Origin of the sequence: Anabaenopsis sp. FSS-46 (genome assembly GCF_029891665.1) — a bacterium.
In the GTDB taxonomy this organism is placed as follows: domain Bacteria; phylum Cyanobacteriota; class Cyanobacteriia; order Cyanobacteriales; family Nostocaceae; genus Anabaenopsis; species Anabaenopsis arnoldii.
In genome coordinates, this window is record NZ_JANQDG010000063.1 from 44,077 (window position 1) to 67,881 (window position 23,805).

General features: G+C 42.3%; 23 protein-coding genes. 14 read left to right on the top strand and 9 right to left on the bottom strand.

Annotation, left to right across the window (positions count from 1 at the left end):
- The first annotated feature begins 6 nt into the window (after positions 1–6).
- Complete coding sequence (gene cphA / locus NWP21_RS06760; protein WP_280792096.1) at positions 7–2,709, top strand: cyanophycin synthetase; 2,703 nt, start codon at positions 7–9, stop codon at positions 2,707–2,709.
- A gap of 71 nt (positions 2,710–2,780) precedes the next feature.
- Here cphA and tatA read toward each other — a convergent pair whose 3' ends face one another.
- Together tatA and NWP21_RS06770 are read right to left on the bottom strand one after the other, a co-directional pair.
- On the bottom strand, positions 2,781–2,945 hold the full coding sequence (gene tatA / locus NWP21_RS06765; RefSeq protein ID WP_271731744.1) for a twin-arginine translocase TatA/TatE family subunit: 165 nt from the start codon (positions 2,943–2,945) through the stop codon (positions 2,781–2,783).
- A gap of 314 nt (positions 2,946–3,259) precedes the next feature.
- Positions 3,260–4,666: a serine/threonine-protein kinase gene (locus tag NWP21_RS06770; protein WP_280792097.1), complete on the bottom strand. Its 1,407-nt coding sequence runs from the start codon at positions 4,664–4,666 to the stop codon at positions 3,260–3,262.
- A 94-nt stretch (positions 4,667–4,760) separates the two neighbouring features.
- Between NWP21_RS06770 and cbiT the strand changes: the two genes are divergently transcribed.
- The gene (gene cbiT / locus NWP21_RS06775; RefSeq protein ID WP_280792098.1) at positions 4,761–5,363 is read left to right on the top strand and encodes a precorrin-6Y C5,15-methyltransferase subunit CbiT; all 603 of its coding nucleotides are present in this window, start codon (positions 4,761–4,763) and stop codon (positions 5,361–5,363) included.
- A 106-nt stretch (positions 5,364–5,469) separates the two neighbouring features.
- Entirely contained in the window at positions 5,470–6,375 is a 906-nt protein-coding gene (locus tag NWP21_RS06780) for a phosphatidate cytidylyltransferase (protein WP_280792099.1), read from the top strand.
- Between the two features lie 61 nt (positions 6,376–6,436).
- Here the strand turns inward: NWP21_RS06780 and NWP21_RS06785 are convergent, their stop codons facing one another.
- Positions 6,437–7,150, bottom strand: coding sequence for a DUF2993 domain-containing protein (locus NWP21_RS06785; RefSeq protein WP_280792100.1), 714 nt, complete (start codon positions 7,148–7,150; stop codon positions 6,437–6,439).
- A 141-nt stretch (positions 7,151–7,291) separates the two neighbouring features.
- Between NWP21_RS06785 and NWP21_RS06790 the strand changes: the two genes are divergently transcribed.
- Together NWP21_RS06790 and NWP21_RS06795 are read left to right on the top strand one after the other, a co-directional pair.
- Positions 7,292–8,056, top strand: coding sequence for a pseudouridine synthase (locus NWP21_RS06790; RefSeq protein WP_280792101.1), 765 nt, complete (start codon positions 7,292–7,294; stop codon positions 8,054–8,056).
- A gap of 26 nt (positions 8,057–8,082) precedes the next feature.
- Positions 8,083–8,889 carry a RodZ domain-containing protein gene (locus NWP21_RS06795; protein ID WP_280792102.1) on the top strand — a complete coding sequence of 269 codons (807 nt, stop codon included), beginning with the start codon at positions 8,083–8,085 and terminating at the stop codon, positions 8,887–8,889.
- Between the two features lie 22 nt (positions 8,890–8,911).
- Here NWP21_RS06795 and malQ read toward each other — a convergent pair whose 3' ends face one another.
- Positions 8,912–10,420 (bottom strand): 4-alpha-glucanotransferase, encoded by a 1,509-nt coding sequence (malQ, locus tag NWP21_RS06800; protein WP_271731753.1) that lies wholly within the window; start codon positions 10,418–10,420, stop codon positions 8,912–8,914.
- A gap of 44 nt (positions 10,421–10,464) precedes the next feature.
- On the opposite strand from malQ, the gene NWP21_RS06805 reads away from it, so the two are divergent.
- Positions 10,465–10,902: an NUDIX hydrolase gene (locus NWP21_RS06805; protein WP_280792103.1), complete on the top strand. Its 438-nt coding sequence runs from the start codon at positions 10,465–10,467 to the stop codon at positions 10,900–10,902.
- A 76-nt stretch (positions 10,903–10,978) separates the two neighbouring features.
- The gene (locus NWP21_RS06810; RefSeq protein WP_280792104.1) at positions 10,979–12,103 is read left to right on the top strand and encodes a Rid family detoxifying hydrolase; all 1,125 of its coding nucleotides are present in this window, start codon (positions 10,979–10,981) and stop codon (positions 12,101–12,103) included.
- Position 12,104: 1 nt separating this feature from the next.
- Here NWP21_RS06810 and NWP21_RS06815 read toward each other — a convergent pair whose 3' ends face one another.
- The 3 genes from NWP21_RS06815 to NWP21_RS06825 are packed head-to-tail and all read right to left on the bottom strand — an operon-like array spanning position 12,105 to position 13,257.
- Entirely contained in the window at positions 12,105–12,236 is a 132-nt protein-coding gene (locus NWP21_RS06815; RefSeq protein ID WP_280792106.1) for a hypothetical protein, read from the bottom strand.
- 44 nt (positions 12,237–12,280) lie between these two features.
- The gene (locus NWP21_RS06820; protein WP_280792107.1) at positions 12,281–12,937 is read right to left on the bottom strand and encodes a (2Fe-2S) ferredoxin domain-containing protein; all 657 of its coding nucleotides are present in this window, start codon (positions 12,935–12,937) and stop codon (positions 12,281–12,283) included.
- A gap of 56 nt (positions 12,938–12,993) precedes the next feature.
- Complete coding sequence (locus NWP21_RS06825) at positions 12,994–13,257, bottom strand: Asr1405/Asl0597 family protein (RefSeq protein WP_271731758.1); 264 nt, start codon at positions 13,255–13,257, stop codon at positions 12,994–12,996.
- Between the two features lie 616 nt (positions 13,258–13,873).
- Here NWP21_RS06825 and NWP21_RS06830 point away from each other — a divergent pair.
- The 7 genes from NWP21_RS06830 to nblB all read left to right on the top strand — a co-directional run bounded on the left by NWP21_RS06830 (position 13,874) and on the right by nblB (position 22,563).
- Complete coding sequence (locus NWP21_RS06830) at positions 13,874–14,428, top strand: Dps family protein (RefSeq protein ID WP_271731759.1); 555 nt, start codon at positions 13,874–13,876, stop codon at positions 14,426–14,428.
- Between the two features lie 711 nt (positions 14,429–15,139).
- Positions 15,140–18,415, top strand: a complete 3,276-nt coding sequence (gene carB / locus NWP21_RS06835; RefSeq protein WP_271731760.1) for a carbamoyl-phosphate synthase large subunit — start codon at positions 15,140–15,142, stop codon at positions 18,413–18,415.
- 732 nt (positions 18,416–19,147) lie between these two features.
- On the top strand, positions 19,148–20,104 hold the full coding sequence (locus NWP21_RS06840) for an RNA polymerase sigma factor, RpoD/SigA family (protein WP_271731761.1): 957 nt from the start codon (positions 19,148–19,150) through the stop codon (positions 20,102–20,104).
- 227 nt (positions 20,105–20,331) lie between these two features.
- Positions 20,332–20,676 (top strand): DUF760 domain-containing protein, encoded by a 345-nt coding sequence (locus NWP21_RS06845; protein ID WP_280792109.1) that lies wholly within the window; start codon positions 20,332–20,334, stop codon positions 20,674–20,676.
- 168 nt (positions 20,677–20,844) lie between these two features.
- Entirely contained in the window at positions 20,845–21,267 is a 423-nt protein-coding gene (mutT, locus tag NWP21_RS06850; protein WP_280792111.1) for an 8-oxo-dGTP diphosphatase MutT, read from the top strand.
- Between the two features lie 120 nt (positions 21,268–21,387).
- Complete coding sequence (locus tag NWP21_RS06855) at positions 21,388–21,846, top strand: CBS domain-containing protein (protein ID WP_271760375.1); 459 nt, start codon at positions 21,388–21,390, stop codon at positions 21,844–21,846.
- A gap of 45 nt (positions 21,847–21,891) precedes the next feature.
- A complete protein-coding gene (gene nblB / locus NWP21_RS06860; RefSeq protein ID WP_280792112.1) occupies positions 21,892–22,563 on the top strand; it encodes a phycobilisome degradation protein NblB in 672 nt (223 codons plus the stop codon).
- 5 nt (positions 22,564–22,568) lie between these two features.
- On the opposite strand, the gene NWP21_RS06865 is transcribed toward nblB, so the two are convergent.
- Both NWP21_RS06865 and NWP21_RS06870 read right to left on the bottom strand, forming a co-directional pair.
- Complete coding sequence (locus NWP21_RS06865; RefSeq protein ID WP_280792113.1) at positions 22,569–23,084, bottom strand: DUF456 family protein; 516 nt, start codon at positions 23,082–23,084, stop codon at positions 22,569–22,571.
- 6 nt (positions 23,085–23,090) lie between these two features.
- Positions 23,091–23,753 carry a cofactor assembly of complex C subunit B gene (locus NWP21_RS06870; RefSeq protein WP_280792114.1) on the bottom strand — a complete coding sequence of 221 codons (663 nt, stop codon included), beginning with the start codon at positions 23,751–23,753 and terminating at the stop codon, positions 23,091–23,093.
- Positions 23,754–23,805 lie beyond the last annotated feature (52 nt).

Genomic DNA, 23,805 nt, shown 5'->3' on the forward strand with positions numbered 1-23,805 from the left:
ATTCCCATGAGAATCCTCAAGATCCAGACCTTACGTGGCCCAAATTACTGGAGCATTCGACGCCACAAGCTAATCGTTATGCGACTCGATTTAGAGAACCTTGCCGAGACGCCCTCGAATCAAATCCCTGGCTTTTACGAAGGATTAGTAGAGGCTCTCCCAAGTCTGGAAGGTCATTACTGCTCCCCTGGCTGTCGCGGCGGTTTTCTGATGCGGGTTAAGGAAGGCACTATGATGGGCCACATCGTGGAACACGTAGCCTTAGAACTGCAGGAATTAGCCGGGATGCATGTCGGCTTTGGGCGCACCCGCGAAACTGCCACACCTGGGATTTTCCAGGTGGTGATCGAGTATCTGAATGAGGAAGCAGGACGCTACTCGGCGAGAGCAGCTGTGCGGCTTTGCCAAAGTATCGTTGATAGAGGTCGTTATCCAAAAGCAGAACTCGAGCAAGATATTTTAGACCTACAAGATTTATGGCGTGAATCCTCTTTAGGTCCTTCGACTGAAGCAATTGTCAAAGAAGCTGAAAGAAGAGGTATTCCCTGGACACAGTTGAGTGCTCGGTTTTTGATTCAATTGGGTTACGGCGTGAATCAGAAGCGGATGCAAGCAACTATGACTGGTAATACCGGAATTTTGGGAGTCGAATTAGCTTGCGATAAGGAAGCTACCAAACGGATTCTGGCAGCATCTGGAGCCCCAGTACCCAAAGGTACAGTGATCAACTTTTTTGATGATTTGGAAGAGGCCATTGAATATGTGGGTGGCTATCCTATTGTCATTAAACCATCTGATGGTAACCACGGGCGTGGAATTACCATTGATATTAGAGAGTGGGATGAAGCCGAAGCGGCTTATGAAGCAGCCCGATTAATTTCTCGCTCTATTATTGTTGAGCGCTATTACGCCGGGCGAGACCATCGGGTGCTGGTTGTAAATGGCAAAGTGGTAGCCGTAGCGGAACGGGTTCCGGCTCATGTTGTCGGCGATGGTCGGTCTACCATTGCTCAACTGATCGAGGAAACCAACCAAGACCCTAATCGTGGTGAAGGACATGATAATATCCTCACCAAGATTGAATTAGACCGTAGCAGCTACCAACTATTAGAAAGGCAGGGCTTAACCCTCAAGAGCGTACCACCTAAAGGGACAATTTGTTATTTACGGGCAACAGCTAATTTGAGTACTGGGGGAAGTGCTATAGACCGCACGGATGAAATCCACCCGGAAAATGTCTGGTTGGCTCAAAGGGTGGTGAAAATTATTGGTTTGGATATAGCCGGGTTAGATATTGTCACTACAGATATTAGCCGTCCTTTGCGCGAGGTAGATGGGGTGATTGTAGAGGTGAATGCAGCGCCAGGATTCCGGATGCATGTAGCTCCCAGTCAAGGTATACCCCGGAATGTTGCCGGGGCGGTGATGGATATGCTGTTTCCCCATGAACAGTCAGGCCGGATTCCCATTTTGAGTGTCACAGGCACCAATGGTAAAACTACCACTACTCGACTGTTGGCACATATTTATAAGCAGACAGGTAAAGTAGTAGGATATACGACTACAGATGGAACATATATCGGTGAATACTTAGTAGAGTCAGGAGATAATACTGGACCCCAAAGCGCCCATGTGATTTTGGAAGATCCCACTGTGGAGGTGGCAGTGCTGGAAACTGCTCGCGGTGGGATCCTACGCTCTGGTCTAGGTTTTGATCTGGCTAATGTCGGTGTAGTATTGAATGTATCTGCTGACCATTTGGGTATAGGTGATATAGATACCATTGAGCAGTTGGCTAATTTAAAGAGTGTGGTAGCAGAAGCCGTATTTCCTGACGGTTACGCTGTGCTAAATGCCGATGACCATCGGGTAGCAGCTATGGCCCAGAAAACTAAAGCCAATATTGCCTATTTTACTATGAATTCTGATGCTGAGTTGGTGCGTCAGCATGTGCAAAATGGCGGTGTGGCGGCGGTTTATGAGAATGGCTATCTGTCTATTGTTAAGGGCGATTGGACACACCGCATAGAAAGAGCCGAAAATATTCCCTTGACCATGGGCGGACGAGCCGGTTTTATGATTGCTAATGCTTTGGCGGCTAGTTTGGCGGCTTTTGTCCAGGATGTGACCATAGAACAGATTCGCGCCGGGTTGAAGACTTTCCGGGCCTCGGTGAGTCAAACCCCCGGAAGAATGAATTTATTTAATTTGGGTAAGTATCATGCTTTGGTAGATTACGCTCACAATCCCGCCAGTTATGAGGCTTTGGGTTCTTTTGTGCGAAATTGGACTACGGGAGAGCGCATTGGCGTTGTCGGTGGTCCAGGCGATCGCCGTGATGAAGATTTTGTCACTTTGGGGAAATTGTCGGCAGAAATTTTTGACTATATTATTGTCAAAGAAGATGATGACACCAGGGGGCGATTACGTGGGTCAGCGGCGGATTTGATTACTAACGGTATTACCCAAGTTAATCCCAATTGTCGTTATGAGTCAGTTTTGGATGAAACTACGGCAATTAATCAAGCCTTAGATATGGCTCCCGATAACAGTCTAGTAGTAATTTTACCAGAAAGTGTGAGTCGAGCCATCAAGTTAATCAAGCTGCGGGGTTTAGTAACAGAGGAGGTACAGCCACAAAATACCTCCACCACAATCATAGATACTCAAAATGGGATGACGTCTTCTGTGATCAAGACTTTACCTTAGTTGGGGTTGTAGAGACGAATCTATGGCGTCTCTACTTCTAAATGTTGCTGTTCTCCTATGGCTACCCCTCCTTAGCTATCACCCTGGGCGTCATCATCCTGAGAGTTCAATTCTTCCTTGAACCCCCGTAAGGTTTTACCCAATGCATTTCCCAATTCAGGAATTTTTTTAGGTCCAAAAATTACGATAGCTACAATGGCAATTATGACTACTTCCGGCCATCCTAGTCCAAACATTACGGTTATCCTTTATTTAAGTATAATTAAAGACAGAACTTTAGATCATAAAATTCTCTAGTGCCAAGTTTATCTAAATAGATGAGCAATATTTGGGTTTATTTTAGAGTATCTCCCAGGTGAGACCAAGGCAGTAAAAATTTTAGAATCTTTTCTCAGTTTTACTTTGAATTTGACACTCACCAGGTTTAAAGACAGGGGCTAGAAACCAACCTTTAACAGTGCTGGGAAAGCAAAACACCCTAGACGCTCAAGACAACTATTTTTCAAATTGCAATTGGGCTGACTTTTAAATTGTTTTTGCTTTGGTGAGTCTATGCTTTCTCAATGGGGATATTTAACCAATCACTTAATTCATGAGCTAGCCATTCCAGTTCCGCTTCAGATTGAATAGCACCATCATTAACACTCAGAGGGTATTTTGTCACTCCCACCCAAATTTCTAACTTTGCGGGTTGGACACTATCACCCATAGCATCTTCGACGTATCGAGGAATATAAGCAATCTTAGTAATATTTTCCCGAGGCGCTGGGGGGAAACCATGCCATTTAAATCCGAATAATTCATAAGTAAAGGTCATTTGCTGCTCATCAAAACGCAGGCGGGTGCGTCTAAATAGAGAGTGAAATAAATGATACAATATGTAATAACCCATACCCCACAGCATCAATCCCACTAAGACACCGAGAAAATTGATGGGAAATAGCCCCCCAATTGTCACCTCGAAGCCAACAAAGAACAAAAACATACCAAATAAAGCACCTAAAGCACCAAATCCAAATAAACCACCGAATAACCCTGAAAATTGCGAACCAGCCGATGGGATGAGAATTTCTAGATGATCCCAATTCTGGGAAAGTTGAATTTTACTCCCCACAGGTTTAACCATATTTAAAGGGAGGGGGCTTTTCAAGTCCGACTCATTCAAAGCTTTCAGAGCTTCTAAAGCGGAACTTGGTCGCCGTTCTAGGGTTGGTTCAGTCATCCACCTTAACCAGCGAGTCAACCCTGGACTCAGGTGAGTTACTTGTTCAAACTGAATGCGAAAATCTTTTTGGGGTAAATCGGCTGGATGATTACCGCTGACTAAATAAATTAATGTTGCGCCTAAACTATAAAGGTCAGAAGTAGGAACAGTACGCCCCCCAAATTGCTCTGGAGGCATATAGCCATATGTTCCGACCACAGTTCTAGTCCCAGCTTCTGTATCAAGTACATTTTGCACAGAACCGAAATCTACTAGGTAAACTTGACCGACATGATGAGCGGAGCGCTCACCCAATAAAATATTGCTAGGCTTAATATCACGGTGAATCACAGGTGGATGCATCCCATGTAGGTAGATGAGAATTTCTAAAAGCTCTGTGGCTACCTGTTTGATTTCAGATTCTGTAAAAGTCCGTCCAACTTTGATGTATTGTTCTAAAGTTTGACCTGAAATATAGCTCTGTACTAGAGCAAATCCTTTAAGCTTGGGTAAATTTACTTCAAAATAGTCTAGATAACTGGGGATAGCGGGATGGGATAAAGATTTTAAAATTTTGGCTTCGCGCTCAAATAGCTTGAGATCATCCCATTCAAAGTCACTGCTAAAAGAAAGTAACTTGACGACTACTAACTCCCCTGTGGTTTTATCCCTGGCTAAGAACGTCCGTCGCCCTGATTTCTTTCCTAATAGCTGCTGGACTTCGTAGCGATCGCCTAAGACTTCGCTGATCATTATGATTGCTAATAACGCTAAGTTTTCAAGCTTTTTTGGCTTATGGCTTGTCAAATTGGGCAAGCTGATACATTTAGTATAATTGTGTTTTTCTATGCCTTCCCAACTTTGGCCTTATACTACTCCTGGTATTCCCGATGAATTATTTGAGCATTTACCGGGTATTCCCTTCAGTCAGCGAGAACTGAGACTATTATTAATTTCCCAACTGCGGCTCAAATCTGATTCAGTATTATGGGATATTGGCGCGGGAACAGGGACAATTCCTGTAGAAGCTGGACTACTATGTCCTAACGGACACATTATAGCAGTAGAACGGGATGAAGATGTAGCCAACTTAATTAATCGCAACTGCGATCGCTTTGAAGTCAAGAATGTGCAAATAATTGAAGGTAGCGCCCCAGAATGTTTGCAGGAGATCAAGTTAGTCCCTGATCGGGTTTGCATTGAGGGTGGAAAACCCATAGAGGATATTTTACCAGCCGTATGGCATTATTTGCCCACATCAGGGAGGGTTGTGGCCACAGCTGCTAATCTAGAAGGACTATATGCTATTTCTCAAAGCTTCTCGCTGTTGCGAGCTAGAAATATTGAAGTTGTCCAGTCTGCTGTCAACCGTTTGGAGACGCGGGGCTTTTCTCAAACCTTTGTGGCTGTTGATCCCATCTTTATCCTGAGTGGTGAGAAACTAGACTAGTTTAGAAGGATGAAAACTGAGGCATCCAGGATAAATTAGAGCTTCTACCATGGCTTAGTCCACGCTACGCTATTAGACTTTATCTTTATACTTCATACTCATTTCTATGCCTTGGTCTCGGATTATTAGTGGAATTGTGGCGATCGCCCTGGCTCTGGGGGCTACCCTTTTGGGTGGTTGGTACTTTACTATCGCCATTGCGGTGGTGGTTCTTTTAGGTCAAGAAGAATATTTTAATTTGGTGCGAGCTAGAGGTATTTTACCCGCTGCTAAAACTACCATGTTTGTCAGCCTAGCTTTACTAGTGATTTGTAACTTTAATGAAAGTTTGGCTGATGCTGTGATGCCAATAGCAGGGACATTAATTTGTTTTTATTTATTGTTTCAACCAAAAATGGCTACAATCGCCGATATTTCCGCCTCGATTATGGGACTATTTTATGTTGGCTACTTATCAAGTTACTGGGTAAGATTGCGTAATCTTGATAGTTTAGCCTACAGCAATATGCCCTATGGCTACGCCAGGCAAGCTAACGGTAGTTACTGGACCAATATTGGCAACTTCCAGGAATACAGTTTTGCATCCTTACCACCGGGTTTAAGTTTAACAGTGTTGACTTTCTTTTGTATTTGGGCTGCTGACATTGGTGCGTATGTGATTGGCAAATTCTTCGGCAAAACCCGTTTGTCTGATATCAGTCCTAAAAAAACCGTTGAAGGGGCGGTATTTGGAATTATAGCCAGCGTCGCTGTAGCCTTGGTAGGAGCCTATTATCTGCACTTGCCAAAATTCCTCTTCACTGGTGTAGGATTGGGTTTACTGATTGGTATTGCTAGTCTGTTAGGTGACCTCACTGAGTCTATGCTCAAGCGTGACGCTGGCGTGAAGGATTCAGGCCAGTTGATCCCCGGTCATGGTGGTATTTTAGACCGCACTGATAGTTATATTTTTACAGCCCCGTTGGTTTACTATTTTGTGACGCTTTTATTACCATTGATTGCAAATCTCTGACCTGTGGAGAATGGGGACTGTAGGCTAAACCATTTACCCCGGATCCAGGTTTCATCTCTCCTCAAGGATTAATCTTAATCATTCCTTGGCAAATCATCTGACCAGGGATCACACTCATTTCTTGAATATCGACATCTGAGCCAAGATTCAGATTGTAACTGTGCTCATCCTTTAACAGAGATGCTTCGTTTTGCATGACTTGGATATTGTCTAGCTTCAACTCATGACCGCCAATTAAGGAGCAATTGAAATTAATTTCCAGATGCGTGGCTTCACTTGCATATGATATAATACACCTGAGGAGAATTTTATTATTATCAAGTATTATTCTTTGCCAGGAAATTGGCTTGGCTCTCAAACCAATTTCTGGTAATATTTTCAACAATAGATCATTTAAACCAGTAGAGAATAATTCAGATGAGAGCGAACTATTCAGGTCTTTCTCTTCTACCATTAATTGAACAGAAACAGGTACTATTTTTAATAGTCGTAGTGCCTGTCCCTTGAGTATTGAGGCGATATTTACCTGAATATTTTCTGCTAACAGTTGAATTTGTGTGAGATGAATACCTTGATACACTGCATTAGTCGCAAAAATAGATACCCAAGGAACACAACCAGAGAGAATTTGGCGATCGCTCGCTTTAATTTCTACATCTAACTGCGATACTTGGCTGACCTGTGATTTTAACCACAGTTTGAGGGCTGTTGTCAGTGTATGTGTGATGATCCGGATTTTAGGTGGATTTTTACTTAGGGAATTTTTCTCGGACATGGAACAACTAGGTTGATGGGTACTGGATCAGTAACTAACTGAGGCGAAATTAGCCTTAAATGTAACATTTATCTCTATTCTGCACAAAATTTAAATCATATGATTATTTAAATCGAAAAGACTATACACAATAATTTCATTATGGAGGAACGGGTACAAAAGATTCTAGCTCAGTGGGGGATTGCCTCACGTCGTGAAGCTGAAGAAATGATTCGGCGATCGCGAGTGCGGATCAATGGTGTCACAGCACATTTAGGTCAAAAAATTGATCCAGAAAAAGATAAAATTGCCGTAGATGGTCAGCCAGTTTCTGCCCAACGGCGTCCACCCTTGATATATTTATTACTACACAAACCTGCGGGAGTAGTTTCTACTTGTGACGACCCCCAAGGAAGAAAAACAGTTTTGGATTTACTCCCACCCGAGTTACGCCAGGGTTCAGGTTTGCACCCAGTTGGTCGTTTAGATGCACAATCAACAGGAGCATTAATCCTGACAAATGATGGATATCTCACATTTGGACTCACCCATCCACGTCACAGGATTCCTAAGACTTATCGGGTACTAGTCAAGGGACATCCCCCGGAAGCGGTGCTAGAAATGTGGCGTGAAGGGGTGGTCTTGGGGGAAAAAAAAACACTTCCTGCTACAGTAAATTTTATAGGAACTATTGCTAAAAATAGCCATTTAGAAATAGTTTTAAAAGAGGGGAGAAACCGACAGATTCGCCGTGTAGCTGAACAGTTGGGATATCCAGTAATTAAGCTACATCGTACTGCCATAGGTCCGATTCAATTAAAAAGGCCAAATTTGCCCTTATTACATGAGGGTAAATATCGTTCACTTAATGATGCTGAAGTTAGCTTTTTGCAAAAACAAATTAAGCATCTACCCGTTAAAGATTGAGATGAGATCAGGAATGGAACGAAAGCATGAAGTGGCTCAAAAGTAAAGATAAACCGGAAATTAGAGTTTCATTAAAACAACAACAATCGGAAAAATTGGCAGAACTGGGAGCTTACCTGTTGGCTGTCCGTAAAGAAAGAAGTTTATCACAAGAAGACATAGTATTTTTAACCAAAATTCCCCAGAAACTGTTAGATTCCATTGAACAAGGTAAATTAGATGATCTGCCAGAACCAGTTTATATTAGAGCTTTAATCAGACAATTTGCCGAAGTATTAGGCTTAAATGGCGTAGAATTGTCCAATACTTTTCCTCTGGGCTTTCCACCCGTGAGTTTAGCACCTACTAGGAAAGTTCATTTAAGTGGTCTACTACGTCCTGTTCATCTTTACTTACTTTACATACTTGTCATTGTATGCTCTGTAAGTAGCTTATCTCGCCTGCTAAATAATAATACTCTCAGCGATAGCAATCAACAGGAAAAACAAGAAACTGTGTTAAAACCACAGCACAATCAAGTAAATTCCCAAGCATCAAACCAGTTCCAAAGTGTTAGCGATAGATTTAATCGCATCAATAACAGTGACTCACTACATATTGGTGTGACATTAAAAGCATCATCATGGATTCGTATTATAGCTGATGGCAAAATTGAGTTTGAAGGCGTTCTCCCAGAAGGAAGTCAGCGCAGTTGGAAAGCCCAACAGCAACTAACGGTGAAAACCAATAATGCGGGTAGCGTATTAATCAGTGTCAATCAGCAAGAAGCTAAACAAATGGGAGAACCGGGTAAAGAGAGAGAAATCAAGATTGCTGCTAGACCAAAATCCTGAGGAATAAATAACTGTTTATTCCTCACTTCTCCTGGGGTGCGCGTCCATAAAGTTGAGTCAGATTTTTCAGACGCTCTCCTAGTTCTCTTGTTAACAATGAGGACTGGTAACGCCAACCCCAGTTACCCTCAGCAGTGCTGGGAAAGTTCATTCGCGCCTCGCTTGCTAAACCTAAAATATCCTGCAAAGGAATAATTGCTTGATTAGCGATGGAACTCAAAGCCAGTCGAATTACATCCCAGTGGACACCTTCTGGACTAATGCAACCTAAATAAAGTAATAAATTGCGCTTTTCCCAATCGTTAGCTTGATTAAACCAGCCTACAGTTGTGTCATTATCGTGAGTACCCGTATAAACTACAGCATTACGTGTATGGTTAAAAGGTAAAAAAGGATTACCGGGATCAGAACCAAAAGCAAACTGCAAAACTTTCATCCCAGGAAATTCATACTTGTCCCGTAATGCTTCTACTTCTGGGGTAATTACCCCCAAATCTTCCGCTAAAACTGGTAGTGTACCTAGTTTCGCTTTAATCGCATCAAATAACTCATCTCCTGGAGCTTTCAACCACTCTCCATTCATGGCTGTCTCTTCTCCCCTTTCCACAGCCCAGTAGGCTTCAAATCCGCGGAAATGGTCAATGCGAATCACATCTATATAATCGAGCATCGCTTCAAATCGACCCACCCACCATTTAAAATCTTGCTTTTGTAATTCTTGCCAATTATAAACAGGATTACCCCATAATTGACCAGTTTCACTAAAGTAATCCGGTGGAACTCCCGCCATTAAAGCTGGTTCTCTGGTTTCTTCATCAAGACAAAATATCTCGGGGTGCGCCCACACATCAGCACTATCTTGGGCTACATAAATGGGAATATCGCCAATAATGTAAATGCCGCTCATATTGGCATAGGATTTAAGTTCAGACCACTGGCGGAAAAATTCAAATTGGACAAACTTATAATAGAAGATTTCCGATTTTAATTTTTCCCTAGCTTTATCTATTGCTGCTGGTTCACGCTTGACCAGTTCCGCCTCCCAAGTATGCCAACTGGTATTATTATGAGTGTCTTTGAGCGCCATAAATAAGGCGTAATCATCTAACCAATAGGCTTTGCTGTCACAAAAACCAGCAAATTCCTTTTGTTGTAAAGGTGTAGCCTTAACTTGAAAATGATTACAAGCTTTTTGTAGCAAAGCAGTCTTGAGAGACTTGACTCCCTCGTAGTCTATCTGAGAGTCGTTAAATACTGGTAGATTAGCAAAGTCCTCTTCAGTTAGTAAACCTTGCTCTTGCAGCTGTTCTGGACTGATGAGCATGGGGTTTCCCGCCATAGCTGAATATGCAGCATAAGGAGAATTACCGTATCCCGTTGGTCCTAAAGGTAAAACTTGCCAATATTGCTGGTAACTCTCTCTGAGAAAATCAATAAATTTATAGGCTTCTAAGCCTAAATCTCCAATACCAAACCGGCTGGGGAAGGATGTAGGATGCAATAAAATACCACTGGATCTGGGAAAAGGCATATTTAAGTTCAAATATAACAAGAAGTTATCCCATCAAATCTATCATGACTTACAGAAACCCCGCACCCACCGTTGACATCATTATTGAATTGGTAGACCGTCCACATCGACCAATAGTATTAATTGAGCGGCATAATTTACCTTTTGGTTGGGCTATTCCCGGTGGTTTTGTTGATTATGGTGAACCTGTCGAAGTGGCGGCGCGAAGGGAAGCTGAGGAAGAAACGGGTTTGAAAGTCGAGTTAATTACACAATTCTTGGTATATTCTGACCCTAGTCGCGATCGCCGTCAGCATACCATCAGCATTGTGTTTTTAGCAACAGCCACGGGGGAACCAATGGCAGGTGATGATGCCAAAAATATAGGCATTTTTGAGTCTTGGCGTGTACCGAGTAATTTATGTTTTGACCATGATCGCATTCTCCGGGATTATTGGCATTATCGCCATTATGGGCTACGTCCCCAGTTGGGTTTTGATTAATTAACCACAGATGTACATAGAATAAAATGAATAAATTATTACTCTATAATGTGTTGGTAGTACTTGAGGGTGCATTATGAATGTTGAGGAATTGTTAGAGCAATATGCCGCAGGAGAACGGCAATTTCAAAACGCCAATTTTAGCGGTGTAGACTTGAGAGGGGCACAGTTAAATGATATAGATTTACACAAAACAGATTTAAGTGGAGTAGATTTAAGTGAAGCTAAATTAAAAAAAGCTAATCTCTGGGAAGCAAATCTGTCTAGGGCTGCTTTAAAATGTACAAATTTGACTCAAATTAGGGGCTATCGGCTTAATTTAAGTTGGGCTGACCTGACTGGTGTTGATTTAAGTTTTGCAAATTTGGAAGAGGCGAATCTTTCTGGCGCAAATTTCACCCAAGCTAACCTAATCCATACTAATCTGATGAAAGCATTATGGGAAAACTGCAATCTGCACAAAGCCCAACTTCGGGGAGTCCGGTTAGATAAATCTAATTTGTCAGGGGTGAATTTAGCTCAGGCGAATTTAGTTGGGGCTTCTCTAGAACAAGCAAACCTCAAGGGGGCCTGTTTGCAAGGGGCTAATTTGGAAAGAGTCTGTCTGACAGATGCAAATTTAATGCTAGCAAATTTCGATGGTGCAAATTTACAACGGGCAATTTTAACCGGAGCCAATATTTATGGGGCGAGCTTTGACAATGCTGACCTCACTGGTGCAATAATGCCTGATGGGGAAGTTTACCAACAGCCAAACACCTGTGAGGGAGAAATTGGCACAGGGGAAACATTATTAGAAAACATGATATCTATGAATCGTCAAGTAATTCGTACTGATAAAGCACCGGCTCCGGTGGGACCTTATAATCAAGCCATCGCCGCTAACGGTCAAATGATCTTTGTGGCTGGACAAATTGCCATTGACCCCCGACTGGGTGATGTCATCTACACAGATGATGTTAAAAAGCAAACTGAGCAAGTTATGGCTAATCTAGAAGCTATTCTGACAGCCTCTGGTGCCACATTTGAAAGTGTGGTCAAAACTACAGTATTTTTAGCTGATATGAATGATTTTGCCGTAGTCAATGCGGTTTATGCTCAATATTTTCCTGAAGCTACAGCCCCAGCCCGTGCTTGTGTCCAGGTTTCTCGTCTACCAAAGAATGTTTTGGTAGAAATCGATTGTATTGCGGTTGTTTAGCCTATTTTTGCCACAGGAAAATATTAGGCGATCGCCTAGATTGTACAGTCAATCCTAGGGCGATCGCCTTCAACTTCAGCCGAAAATGATTATTAATAATAATTGCCAATACCCATTGCCAAACAACAGGCAAGACAAAGAATATTTTATGGAAGGATCACAACCTTACCAGCGGTTTCAACCAATTTCCCGATGATGTATGACCCCCTGTGGGCAATTATGTGACTGCTGTTGCTTCTTGCAGTGAGCAAAATGCTTATCCATAATTGCCGGAACTTGTGTATATGGAATACGACTATAACGGGTTTTGTCTGGCATCACTATATTAGGGCCAGCCTTGCATTTTTTCATACACCCAGTACCTTTAATACTCACTTGATCTTCCAACCCACGATGACTTAAAGCAGCCTCCAATGCTTGACAAACTGCTTTACCGCCACGCTTCATACAATCAGACTTGTGACACACCAAAATAGTGTCTTTATTTTTACTTATTTTTTCCTGCGTGTTTTTGATGTCCGGGGGTTCTATGACTGAGGTAACCGTTGCAACCGTCTCGATATGAGAACGTACTGCCATCACACGCTCCGCTTTGAATATAACTTTATCTTTTTTTATATCATGCTTTTGAGAACCAACAACTTGCAGCCAACTACCAGGCGCTAAACGCAAGTCAAAAGCCGCGCGTAAATGTTTAGCAAGTTTAACATAGCATTCACCCTCAGCAGTGTCTAATAACAAGCCCTTGAGGTTGTAGCCATCTTTAATGACAAAATCTATGAATTTTCCTTCTAGGCGAAATTCCGATATTTCTCTACTGTAAGATGCACTCATTTTGCTTAATCTCTCCTTAACTAACTCAGCCTAAATAGGTGTTGTGTGTCAAAACTTCAGAAATTTCGGTAACGACTTTTCCAGCAGCATTCCAGACTCCAAATCAAATCCTGTCGAGATGCTGTTAACTGCTGTATTACAGACCAGACTTGAACCATTGCTAAAGGGGTGTTAATCTCAACCCTCAATGGTTGGTTAGTCTCACAGGAACAGGGGATATCTAATTCATGTAAGCGTTTATACACTTGCCATCGGTCTGCCCAGTCCACCTCTACGCCTACAATAAAATTTTTCTCGATTTGTGAACGTAACCGTTTCAACAGACTAGCCCTCAACTTGCAACCCATTAGTGCTTTAAGCCCCTGAACTGAAAAATCTTGGGGAATAATGCCTCTTTAATATCAGCATACCTTAAATGAAAAGTTTTCTCAATTGAATCAAAAAAAGATCACAAATTTCTCATACTTTCCGGTTATGAATTAGGAAGTGGGTAGTGGTGAGTGTGGGAGGAATAGGCGATTGAGTTGTGACTCATTGCGACCAATGACTGGAAATCTCCCATGTTTGAGCGGGAAAATGACTGAAATTGTTAAACTTCATCCCCTAGAAGGTTAAAATTTTACTAATTCCCCTAATTACCTGGGTTGTTTGGCGGGTGGAAACGTAAAGATCATCTCCTTTGCTGATGAAAAACCTGAAAGTTGGAAGGGATGAGATTGGTTATGTTTAGAAAATAATTGCTAGATACTGTTATTAGTTGATTAATCATAACTGTGATGAGATCCCTGGCATCATTCCAGTTCTCATAAAAAACCATATTTACAGAAATAAAAATCTAATTTTTTTGTTATTAATCGCTGTTGATTTCTTCTAAAAATGTTAATATATAAAAGATAAGCAGTTAAAAGCCATAACTGTGAAAAAGCGAGGAGAACAATGTCTGATACACAAACTTTAGTACAAAATTTTGGTCAGGTTTATGACAATCCTGTACTGCTAGATCATAGTGTTACTGCTCCGGTAACAGAAGGTTTCAACGTTGTGTTAGCTAGCTTCCAAGCACTATATTTACAATATCAAAAGCATCATTTTGTAGTAGAAGGTTCAGAATTTTACTCACTGCATGAGTTCTTTAGCGACAACTACGAACAAGTACAAAGTCATGTCCATGAAATTGGCGAGCGCCTAAACGGGCTGGGTGGTGTACCAGCGGCTAGTTTTAGTAAGTTAGCGGAACTTACCTGTTTTGAGCCAGAACCCGACGGTGTATATTCTTGCCGCCAAATGATAGAAAATGATTTAGCAGCAGAACAAGCCATTATTAAGGTTATTCGTCGTCAAGCTTCTCAGGCAGAGAGTTTAGGCGACCGTGGTACCCGCTATCTCTATGAACAAATTCTGTTAAAAACTGAGGAAAGGGCTTACCATTTAGCTCATTTCCTGGGTAAAGATAGCTTAACTTTAGGATTTGTCCAAACTGCTGAAAATTAGAGTTTGATAATTGGATTCGCGTCAAGTCTGCTCTCAGATAGTAGTTGACAGACTTAAACATTAAGAAGATATACAAAAGCCAGGTGTTTTAACTCCCAAGGGTTGAAACACCTGCTTTTTTAATGTATGGCAATAATGTTCAAGCTAGTTAGAACATAAACTGACCATGAAACTTCGAGGATATATGAAAAGTTTTTGGCGAAAATAATTCGCTACTATACCAAGGCTTTTAAGCCCGGTTTCGTGGCTTTTGTCGTAGTAGATATGATTTCCAATCACTCAAATTAGATAAAGTTCTCAGATATATTCTAAAAAGTATTAGTTGCAATTGAAGATATTTACTAATAGTCCAATTTCTGTTATTGATAATTTATTCTATTACTAGAAAACTTACATATCTTAATAAAAATGTGACGGGACATGGGAAGAAAATTAGACCTTTACCTCAAAAATTGCTTGATGGTGGGAAAAGCAGTGGAACTTATGGAGGATTCATATATTTTGTAATCAGCCATACTGCACAAGGACAGTACATCCACAAAAAGGTAGGCTATAGTAGTTTCCTTGATACAATGGCTGGCGTATTAGGTAAGCGCCCCCCAGTCCCTATGCGCTATCCAACCTGGAAAACTTAATAATAAATAATCTGACAAAGGCGAAAGACCTTTAAAATAATCAGGATTTGTATTCTCTTACTCCAACGCAACAACTATGCCCCGCCGTCAAGACATCCGGAAAATACTACTGTTAGGCTCTGGTCCTATCGTCATCGGTCAAGCCTGTGAATTCGACTACTCCGGTACTCAAGCCTGTAAAGCACTGCGAGAAGAAGGCTATGAAGTAGTCTTAGTTAATTCTAACCCGGCAACAATTATGACTGATCCAGAAACAGCGGATCGCACCTATATTGAGCCACTAACACCGGATATGGTCGAAAAGGTTATCGCCAAAGAACGCCCTGATGCCCTCCTACCTACCATGGGAGGACAAACAGCACTCAATCTTGCCGTAGCCCTAGCGAAAAATGGCGCATTGGATAAGTATAACGTTGAACTAATCGGCGCTAAATTACCAGCCATCGAGAAAGCGGAAGACCGCAAACTGTTTAATGAAGCTATGGAAAAAATCGGGGTGGCTGTTTGTCCTAGTGGTACGGCTTCATCTTTATCAGCGGCCAAAGAAATCGCCGATCGCATTGGCAGTTATCCCCTAATTATACGTCCTGCCTTTACAATGGGGGGGACTGGTGGCGGTATTGCCTATAATCAAGAAGAATTTGAAGAAATGGCACAGGTAGGTATAGATGCTAGCCCAGTGTCGCAAATTCTCATAGACCAATCCCTACTCGGTTGGAAAGAATACGAGTTGGAAGTCATGCGGGATTTGGCAGATAATGTAGTGATTATCTGTTCGATTGAAAACCTAGACCCGATGGGGATTCACACGGGTGATTCCATTACTGTTGCCCCTGCCCAAACGCTGACTGATAAGGAATATCAGAGGCTCCGGGATATGGCAATTAAAATTATCCGGGAGATTGGCGTAGAAACCGGCGGCTCTAATATCCAATTTGCGGTTAATCCCGTGACTGGTGATGTGGTGGTAATTGAAATGAACCCTCGTGTTTCCCGCAGTTCCGCCCTAGCTTCCAAAGCTACGGGGTTCCCCATTGCCAAAATTGCGGCCAAGCTAGCTGTGGGATACACCCTGGATGAAATTAAAAATGATATCACTAAGCAAACCCCCGCATCCTTTGAACCGACTATTGACTATGTAGTTACTAAAATTCCCCGCTTCGCTTTTGAAAAGTTTCCTGGTTCTGACCCTGTGCTGACAACTCAAATGAAGTCAGTGGGTGAAGCCATGGCCATTGGGCGGACATTTAATGAGTCTTTCCAAAAGGCTTTCCGTTCTCTAGAAACTGGACGGGCTGGCTGGGGTTGTGACCAATCGGAAAAGTTGCCAAGTGGTGAACAAATTCGCGCTCAATTGCGAACCCCTCATCCCGATCGCATTTTTGCGGTGCGCCATGCTTTACAATTGGGGTTAAGTAGCGAGGAAATCTACGAACTTACGGCCATTGATCCGTGGTTCTTGGATAAAATGCAGCAACTGCTGGATGTGGAAAAGTTCCTGAAGCGCACACCTTTACACCAGTTGACAAAAGAGCATTTATATGCAATTAAACGGGATGGCTTTAGCGATCGCCAGATTGCCTTTGCTACTAAGACGAGTGAGGATGAAGTCCGCAATTACCGTAAACAATTGGGAGTAATTCCGGTTTATAAAACTGTAGATACCTGTGCGGCTGAGTTTGAAGCTTTCACTCCTTACTATTACTCTACCTACGAAGCAGAAACCGAGGTTTTACCCACCACTAAGCCGAAAGTGATGATTTTGGGCGGTGGTCCTAACCGCATCGGCCAGGGAATTGAGTTTGACTATTGTTGTTGTCACGCGGCCTATGCTTTGAAGAAAGCGGGATTTGAGACAATTATGGTTAATTCTAATCCTGAAACGGTTTCTACAGATTATGACACGAGCGATCGCCTGTACTTTGAGCCGTTAACCAAAGAAGATGTGATCAACATTATCGAAGCTGAAAATCCCGTAGGTATAATTATTCAGTTTGGGGGACAAACACCCCTAAAATTGGCGGTTCCTTTACAGGAATTTCTTAACCAGAACACCGATCTCCCCACGAAAATTTGGGGAACATCGCCGGATTCCATTGACATGGCGGAAGATCGAGAACGTTTCGAGAAGATTCTTAATCAGTTGAATATTTCTCAACCCCCTAATGGTATTGCTCGCAGTTACGAAGATGCGCTGATTGTCGCTCAACGCATTGGTTATCCAGTGGTAGTGCGCCCTAGTTACGTCTTGGGAGGACGAGCCATGGAAATTGTCTATTCTGATACAGAATTAGAACGTTACATGACCTTTGCCGTTCAGGTAGAACCAGATCATCCTATTTTAATTGATAAGTTTCTCGAAAATGCCATTGAAGTCGATGTGGATGCCATCGCTGACCACACGGGTAATGTGGTGATTGGTGGCATTATGGAACACATTGAGCAGGCGGGTATTCACTCAGGGGATTCTGCCTGTTCTCTACCATCCATTTCCCTGTCTCCAGCAGTTCTGCAACAAATCCGCACTTGGACGGTGCAATTAGCTCAAGCATTGTCTGTGGTGGGATTGATGAATATTCAGTTTGCTGTTGTGGGCGCGCAAGGGTATTCTCCCCAAGTTTATATTCTAGAGGCTAACCCCCGGGCTTCGCGTACTGTGCCATTTGTATCTAAAGCTACGGGTGTACCTTTAGCAAAACTGGCATCTTTAATTATGTCGGGGAAAACTTTAGCAGAACTCAACTTAACTCAGGAAGTGATTCCATCTCATATCGCTGTCAAGGAAGCAGTATTACCGTTTAATAAATTTCCGGGAACTGACACTATATTAGGGCCAGAAATGCGCTCGACTGGTGAGGTAATGGGGATTGACACCGACTTTGGGCGGGCTTTTGCTAAGGCAGAATTAGCTGCTGGAGAGTTTTTACCGCTTAAGGGTACTGTGTTTGTCTCCATGAGCGATCGCGATAAATCTGACGCGGCGAATGTGGTGAAGGAACTGATGCAATTGGGCTTTACGGTCATGGCTACATTAGGTACACGCCGTGTCCTCCAGGAACACGGGCTAGATGTTGAGTTAGTCCTGAAACTCCATGAAGGTCGTCCCCACGTGCTGGATGCAATTAAAAATCAGAAAATTCAATTGATTATTAATACACCTTCTGGGGAAGAAGCCCAAACTGATGCTAGGTTAATCCGGCGTACAGCCTTAGCCTACAAAATCCCCATTGTGACTACTATTGCTGGCGCTAGAGCTACTGTGGCAGCTATTCGTTCGCTGCAAAATACTACTTTAGATGTCAAGGTGATCCAAGATTACTGCAAGGTGGGTGAATTAGGGGCTAGCACCTGAGAATTTCGGGCTTATACGAACAAAGTGGTCAGGCAAAGTTGACCACTTTGCTTTTTTGGGTAATGTCCACTCAGCAGTATTTACAGGAAAAATTAAGTAATTATTATAGAACCATAATTATTATTTATATTGAGATATGTTAAGAAATATGAGCGAATACGATTAGTATTTCGTAATGGGATAAGTCTGGATACGCTCTTAGCACAGCTATGGTGCGGGGTTAAGGTCTTTCGTAATCAAGAGGATACAAATGTGATCGAACTCTATAAATTGTGTCTCTCGCAAGACGCATAGATTAAAACAGGAGGAAAAGTGCAAAATAGAACACTTATGGTGATTAAACCTGTGGATTTCGCCAATTATGTCCACTGGTAGTGTTTCTAACCATTGCTAAAGATAATGATATCCATTAGCAAATGTCACAAAAATCAGCGTCTACAGGTATTGGCATCTTTTATCATAAATGTTACAGTTTTTAATATAGATACAAGAAATGTTTGATTTATTAAGTTTTATCTAACCTAAGACAGATGTGGAAAATGAGACATAAATTATAGAGTCTAGCCGCCAAGCCCTAAGCCAGGGAACAAAGTAGCCGATGATCACATCGGAATGTATAAAGTAGTAACCTGAGCAACAGTTATTATTCTCAGTGGGTTATATCCCACAACAACAAAGATCAGTTAATTACCCTACCGTTACATCCATCATTAATTACCAAAGAGTAGCGCCATGAAGACCGCTCAGACAGCCACAGACCTCGTGCGGACTTACCTGCGTGAGATTGGCCGTGTGCCACTCTTAACCCACGAGGAGGAAATTTTCTACGGTAAACAGGTGCAATTTTCTCGTATTTTGCACGATGTCAGGGATTCTCTGGTTAACCAGAAGGGTCGTCAACCTAGTCTAGAAGAGTGGGCGAAAGCTGCAAATCTAGAAGTAACAGAGTTGGAAGATGCGATCGCCCAGGGTGAAATCGCTAAACGCAAGATGGTAGAAGCCAATTTGCGTCTGGTAGTATCAGTTGCCAAAAAGTACATTAAGCGTAACGTTGATCTATTAGATTTGATTCAAGAAGGTAGTATTGGGATGCAGCGGGGTGTAGAAAAGTTTGACCCCACCAAGGGGTACAGATTTTCTACCTATGCTTATTGGTGGATACGTCAAGCCATCACCAGGGCGATCGCTGAAAAGGCTCGGACTATCCGCTTACCAATTCACATTACTGAAAAACTTAATAAAATCAAAAAGGCACAACGGCAATTATCGCAACAACTGGGACGCGCACCGTCAGCTGCTGAACTGGCTCTAGAGTTAGATTTAACACCCAAACAGGTACGAGAGTATCTGGAAAAGGCGCGGTTACCTTTATCTTTAGATTTGCGGTTGGGTGATAACTACGACACCGAACTGGGGGAAATGTTAGAAGATCCCGGAGCTTCTCCAGAAGAGTTTGTCATGCAGTCTTCTCTATCTTCTGACTTAGAGCGCCTCATGGATGAACTTACCCCGCAACAAAAGGAGGTAATTAAATTGCGCTTTGGCTTACTAGATGGACAGGCTCTAACTTTAGCGAAAATAGGTGATCTTCTCCAGATTAGTCGTGAACGAGTCCGGCAAATCGAACGAGAAGCCTTAAGTAAACTTCGTAAATCTAAAGCTAACATGAACGAATATTTAGCAAGTTGAGTACAGACGCGAGTGATCGCGTCTTTCTCAGGAATACTTGTGAGCAGAGTTTAGGTTAAGATGAGAAAGTACGCTACTGGAGGTACGGTTACATCGACTTTAAGCATGGACTTAGACTGTTAAATTAGATTGATAGGAACAGTTTATCGGCTGTTCAAATAACTAAATTATTATTCAAGTTGCAAACACCACACTACAGTTAGTAGTGTGAGTACAGGAGGTACAAGATGAGTAACCAATCCAAGAAGGTCTCAGAATTTTTTAACGGTGATTCAGAAACTACTAACTTACTGTGGCAATACGTTAAATCTCTGACTCCGGACACAGTTACCCAACTATCAAAGCCAACTTCCTCTGAAGTTATTCAGGTAATGGAGCGTAATATCATTGGATTATTAGGCAACCTACCTTCAGAACACTTCGACATTACAATCACCACCAGTCGTGAAAGTCTTGGTCAGCTACTGGCTTCGGCAATGATTAGTGGTTATTTTATCCGAAACGCTGAACAGAGAATGCATTTTGAAACTGTTTTACAAGGAACCGAAGAGAATCATCACGCAGTTGACTAATGATTTCTAATTTTTCCTAAAAAAGTCAATACTGTTACCTAAATCTTACATCAAACGCCTTCAGGCAATCGGTGTGCGTGCAGGGCATTTAGTCTCCGGGGAGGACGGACTCACCAATAATCCCCTTAACTTTTTTACTTTAGCGGAGTCTCCACCCCCCGATAATATATGAGTACAACTAGTTCTTCTTGCCAACCTCACAAAATTATCGGTGTGGCGGTAATTTATAACCAGCATCAGCAAATTTTAATTGATCGTCGTATTCCCCAAGGTGTGATGGGTGGTTTATGGGAGTTTCCCGGAGGCAAAATTGAGCCTGGTGAAACCATCGAAGAATGTATTAAACGAGAAATTAAAGAGGAACTAGCCATAGAAATCGCAGTGGGAGAGCATTTAATTACTATTGATCATACTTATACTCATTTGCGGGTTACTCTGATGGTGTATCATTGTCGTCTAATTATGGGTATTCCTCAAACCATAGGGTGCGATGAAATTTGCTGGGTGGATTTGGATGATATGGAAAAATTTACCTTTCCCGAGGCTAATAGTCAAATTATCGCAGCGTTAAGGCGGGAAGTTAGAAATTGATATTATTTTTGAATAAAAGACTTTTTGGTGTACTGGAGCCTGTTGCATTATCTAAGTAGTGATCCTGTTGCCGGGGAGATGATATAATATTTCATTAACTGCATGGGTATCAGTAAGCAAATGCCTAAGACCGTTAGTGATGTTATGACCTGTGACCCAATTGTTGTGGGAAAGGAAACTCCACTTCAGGAGGCCATTCAAATTATGGCAGAAAAACGCATTAGTGGTTTACCAGTGGTGGACAATGCGGGTAAGCTGGTGGGTATTATTTCAGAAACAGACTTGATGTGGCAAGAAACTGGTGTGACTCCTCCGGCTTACATCATGTTTCTAGACAGCGTCATCTATTTACAAAATCCCGCTACTTATGAAAGGGAACTACACAAGGTATTGGGACAAACTGTTGGGGAGGTAATGAGTCCCAATGCTGTAAGTATTTCACCGGATAAAACTGTGAAAGCAGCAGCACAATTGATGCATGAACGTAATGTTCACCGCCTACCAGTGATTGACGGCGAGAGTCAGGTGGTTGGTATCCTTACCCGTGGTGATATTGTTCGGGCTATGGCAAGTAGTTAATATTCAAGGCTTTTTGAAAAAATTTACAAAATTTAGGACAAATAAATGAATATTACTAATATTACTTCTGAGTCTGTCCGGCAGTTGCTGAGTTCGGAAAATCTGGGCGATCGCTTGCGTGGTGTTAATCAAGTTCGTGAACTGGAACCAGCAACAGCTTTTGAACTGATTCAAGTTGCTATGGGTGACCGTAATTCGCGAGTAAGATACTCAGCAGTAAGTCAAATGGATACTCTGGGAAAGCAAAATTTAGAGTTGTCTTTGGATGTATTGCGCGGTATGCTCAATGACCCTGAACCTGATGTACAAGCTGCTGCGGCTGATTGTTTGGGGGCGTTAAAACTCGAAGATGCTTTTGAAGATTTACAGCAACTTTACAATACAAGCCCTGAATGGCTGGTGCAGTTTAGTGTTATTGCGACATTGGGAGAGTTGGGTGATCCACGGGGCTTTGAACTACTCAAAGAAGCACTATCATCAAAAAATGAATTAGTCCAAACAGCTGCGATTAGTTCGTTGGGTGAGTTGGGAGATATGGAAGCAGTTCCTCTGTTAGCTCCCTTTATTACTAGCTCCGACTGGCAAATCCGTTATAGGCTTGTTCAAGCTTTGAGTCGTTTAGGTGGTGCTGATGCTCACTTGCTTTTAGAAACTCTTACTGATGACGAAGTGGAAGCGGTAGCTAATGAAGCTAAAAAATCTTTAAATTTGGCTTGATTGTCTCAACTTCCATATACTTGAGGCCAAGTTGTGACTATAAAAACTACAACTGCGGCGATCGCTAAAACTCCTTGAATTAAGTTTCCAATTACCGAACCCACTATAATGCCTACACCAGCCTTAACTGCTGGCCATAGTTCCCGTCGGTAAATCAACTCAGCGATAATTGCGCCTAGTAGCGGACCTAATAAAATTCCTAACAGAGGTCCGCCGAAGGGCAAGGTTGGTAGTAAGCCAAAAAAACCTAATATCAATCCTAGGATAGCGCCGATTTGTCCCCACTTACTAGCACCGGCTTTTTTTGCTCCTAAGTAGCCAGCTAGAAAATCTACGGCGATGCTGAGAATTAAAACTACAATTGTGACAACCAGTGGGATTTTGATGGCTGCAAAGGAACTACCCATTATACCCCAAATAATCATAGAAGTTAGAATTAAACTGCTTCCGGGTATACCGGGAACCACCGAACCAATTACCCCCACTACCATGAGGGTAATTAGTAGCCAATAAGTAAGCATAAAGTTTTAAATCTCCATATTAGCTAGCAGGGAGGAATGCAAAGTTACTCCTAATTTATCAGCAATTCCCGCAATCCATTGTTCATCTTGTTTGGTGTAGCTGCGGGGTGCATTGGCTCCTAAAATCATCACTCCTTCCTGACCAATTGGTTGACAGATTACACCTTGTGTGTTGTCTGGTAAGTAATCAAATTCAATTCTCCCGGGGTATACTTTCAAAGCCACGAGATAAATTGGCTTTTGTGTTTCCAATACTCGTTTGAGGATGGGACCTGGTATTACTTTTGATTTAGCACCCAGAATACCACGACGCAGCAGAACCTGGTTTTTATAGACTACTACCAGTGAGCGGGTGACTGTATTAGTCAATAATAAACGAGATGCCCAGGCTAGTTCTGTTTTGACGCTCTCTGGTAAGTCTGGTGCAAGTACAAAACCTTCTTCTCCAATTAATTCTACAGAATCAGGCGATCGCGGCTGTACTTGCTGCCATATTAAACCTGTGAGAATCAAAACTGCACTCAAAATTACGCCCACTACATCCCCACGTGCTTGGGACTCTGTTAGTTCTGGAGTCAGCAATCGGTTAATTAGCAAAAGTACAGCGCCTAACCCACCCACAGCTAGGGGTAAACGGCGTAAAATTTTATTGGGGTCAGATTTGGCCATTAGTGGTTAGTCATTAGTGGTTAGTCATTAGTTGTGAGAATACAACTATTGA

Bases quoted from the DNA above. Each gene is read 5' to 3' on its own strand.
- cphA (WP_280792096.1), top strand. From the start codon at position 7: ATGAGAATCCTCAAGATCCAGACCTTACGTGGCCCAAATTACTGGAGC.
- tatA (WP_271731744.1), bottom strand. From the start codon at position 2,945: ATGTTTGGACTAGGATGGCCGGAAGTAGTCATAATTGCCATTGTAGCT.
- NWP21_RS06770 (WP_280792097.1), bottom strand. From the start codon at position 4,666: ATGATCAGCGAAGTCTTAGGCGATCGCTACGAAGTCCAGCAGCTATTA.
- cbiT (WP_280792098.1), top strand. From the start codon at position 4,761: ATGCCTTCCCAACTTTGGCCTTATACTACTCCTGGTATTCCCGATGAA.
- NWP21_RS06780 (WP_280792099.1), top strand. From the start codon at position 5,470: ATGCCTTGGTCTCGGATTATTAGTGGAATTGTGGCGATCGCCCTGGCT.
- NWP21_RS06785 (WP_280792100.1), bottom strand. From the start codon at position 7,150: ATGTCCGAGAAAAATTCCCTAAGTAAAAATCCACCTAAAATCCGGATC.
- NWP21_RS06790 (WP_280792101.1), top strand. From the start codon at position 7,292: ATGGAGGAACGGGTACAAAAGATTCTAGCTCAGTGGGGGATTGCCTCA.
- NWP21_RS06795 (WP_280792102.1), top strand. From the start codon at position 8,083: ATGAAGTGGCTCAAAAGTAAAGATAAACCGGAAATTAGAGTTTCATTA.
- malQ (WP_271731753.1), bottom strand. From the start codon at position 10,420: ATGCCTTTTCCCAGATCCAGTGGTATTTTATTGCATCCTACATCCTTC.
- NWP21_RS06805 (WP_280792103.1), top strand. From the start codon at position 10,465: ATGACTTACAGAAACCCCGCACCCACCGTTGACATCATTATTGAATTG.
- NWP21_RS06810 (WP_280792104.1), top strand. From the start codon at position 10,979: ATGAATGTTGAGGAATTGTTAGAGCAATATGCCGCAGGAGAACGGCAA.
- NWP21_RS06820 (WP_280792107.1), bottom strand. From the start codon at position 12,937: ATGAGTGCATCTTACAGTAGAGAAATATCGGAATTTCGCCTAGAAGGA.
- NWP21_RS06830 (WP_271731759.1), top strand. From the start codon at position 13,874: ATGTCTGATACACAAACTTTAGTACAAAATTTTGGTCAGGTTTATGAC.
- carB (WP_271731760.1), top strand. From the start codon at position 15,140: ATGCCCCGCCGTCAAGACATCCGGAAAATACTACTGTTAGGCTCTGGT.
- NWP21_RS06840 (WP_271731761.1), top strand. From the start codon at position 19,148: ATGAAGACCGCTCAGACAGCCACAGACCTCGTGCGGACTTACCTGCGT.
- NWP21_RS06845 (WP_280792109.1), top strand. From the start codon at position 20,332: ATGAGTAACCAATCCAAGAAGGTCTCAGAATTTTTTAACGGTGATTCA.
- mutT (WP_280792111.1), top strand. From the start codon at position 20,845: ATGAGTACAACTAGTTCTTCTTGCCAACCTCACAAAATTATCGGTGTG.
- NWP21_RS06855 (WP_271760375.1), top strand. From the start codon at position 21,388: ATGCCTAAGACCGTTAGTGATGTTATGACCTGTGACCCAATTGTTGTG.
- nblB (WP_280792112.1), top strand. From the start codon at position 21,892: ATGAATATTACTAATATTACTTCTGAGTCTGTCCGGCAGTTGCTGAGT.
- NWP21_RS06865 (WP_280792113.1), bottom strand. From the start codon at position 23,084: ATGCTTACTTATTGGCTACTAATTACCCTCATGGTAGTGGGGGTAATT.
- NWP21_RS06870 (WP_280792114.1), bottom strand. From the start codon at position 23,753: ATGGCCAAATCTGACCCCAATAAAATTTTACGCCGTTTACCCCTAGCT.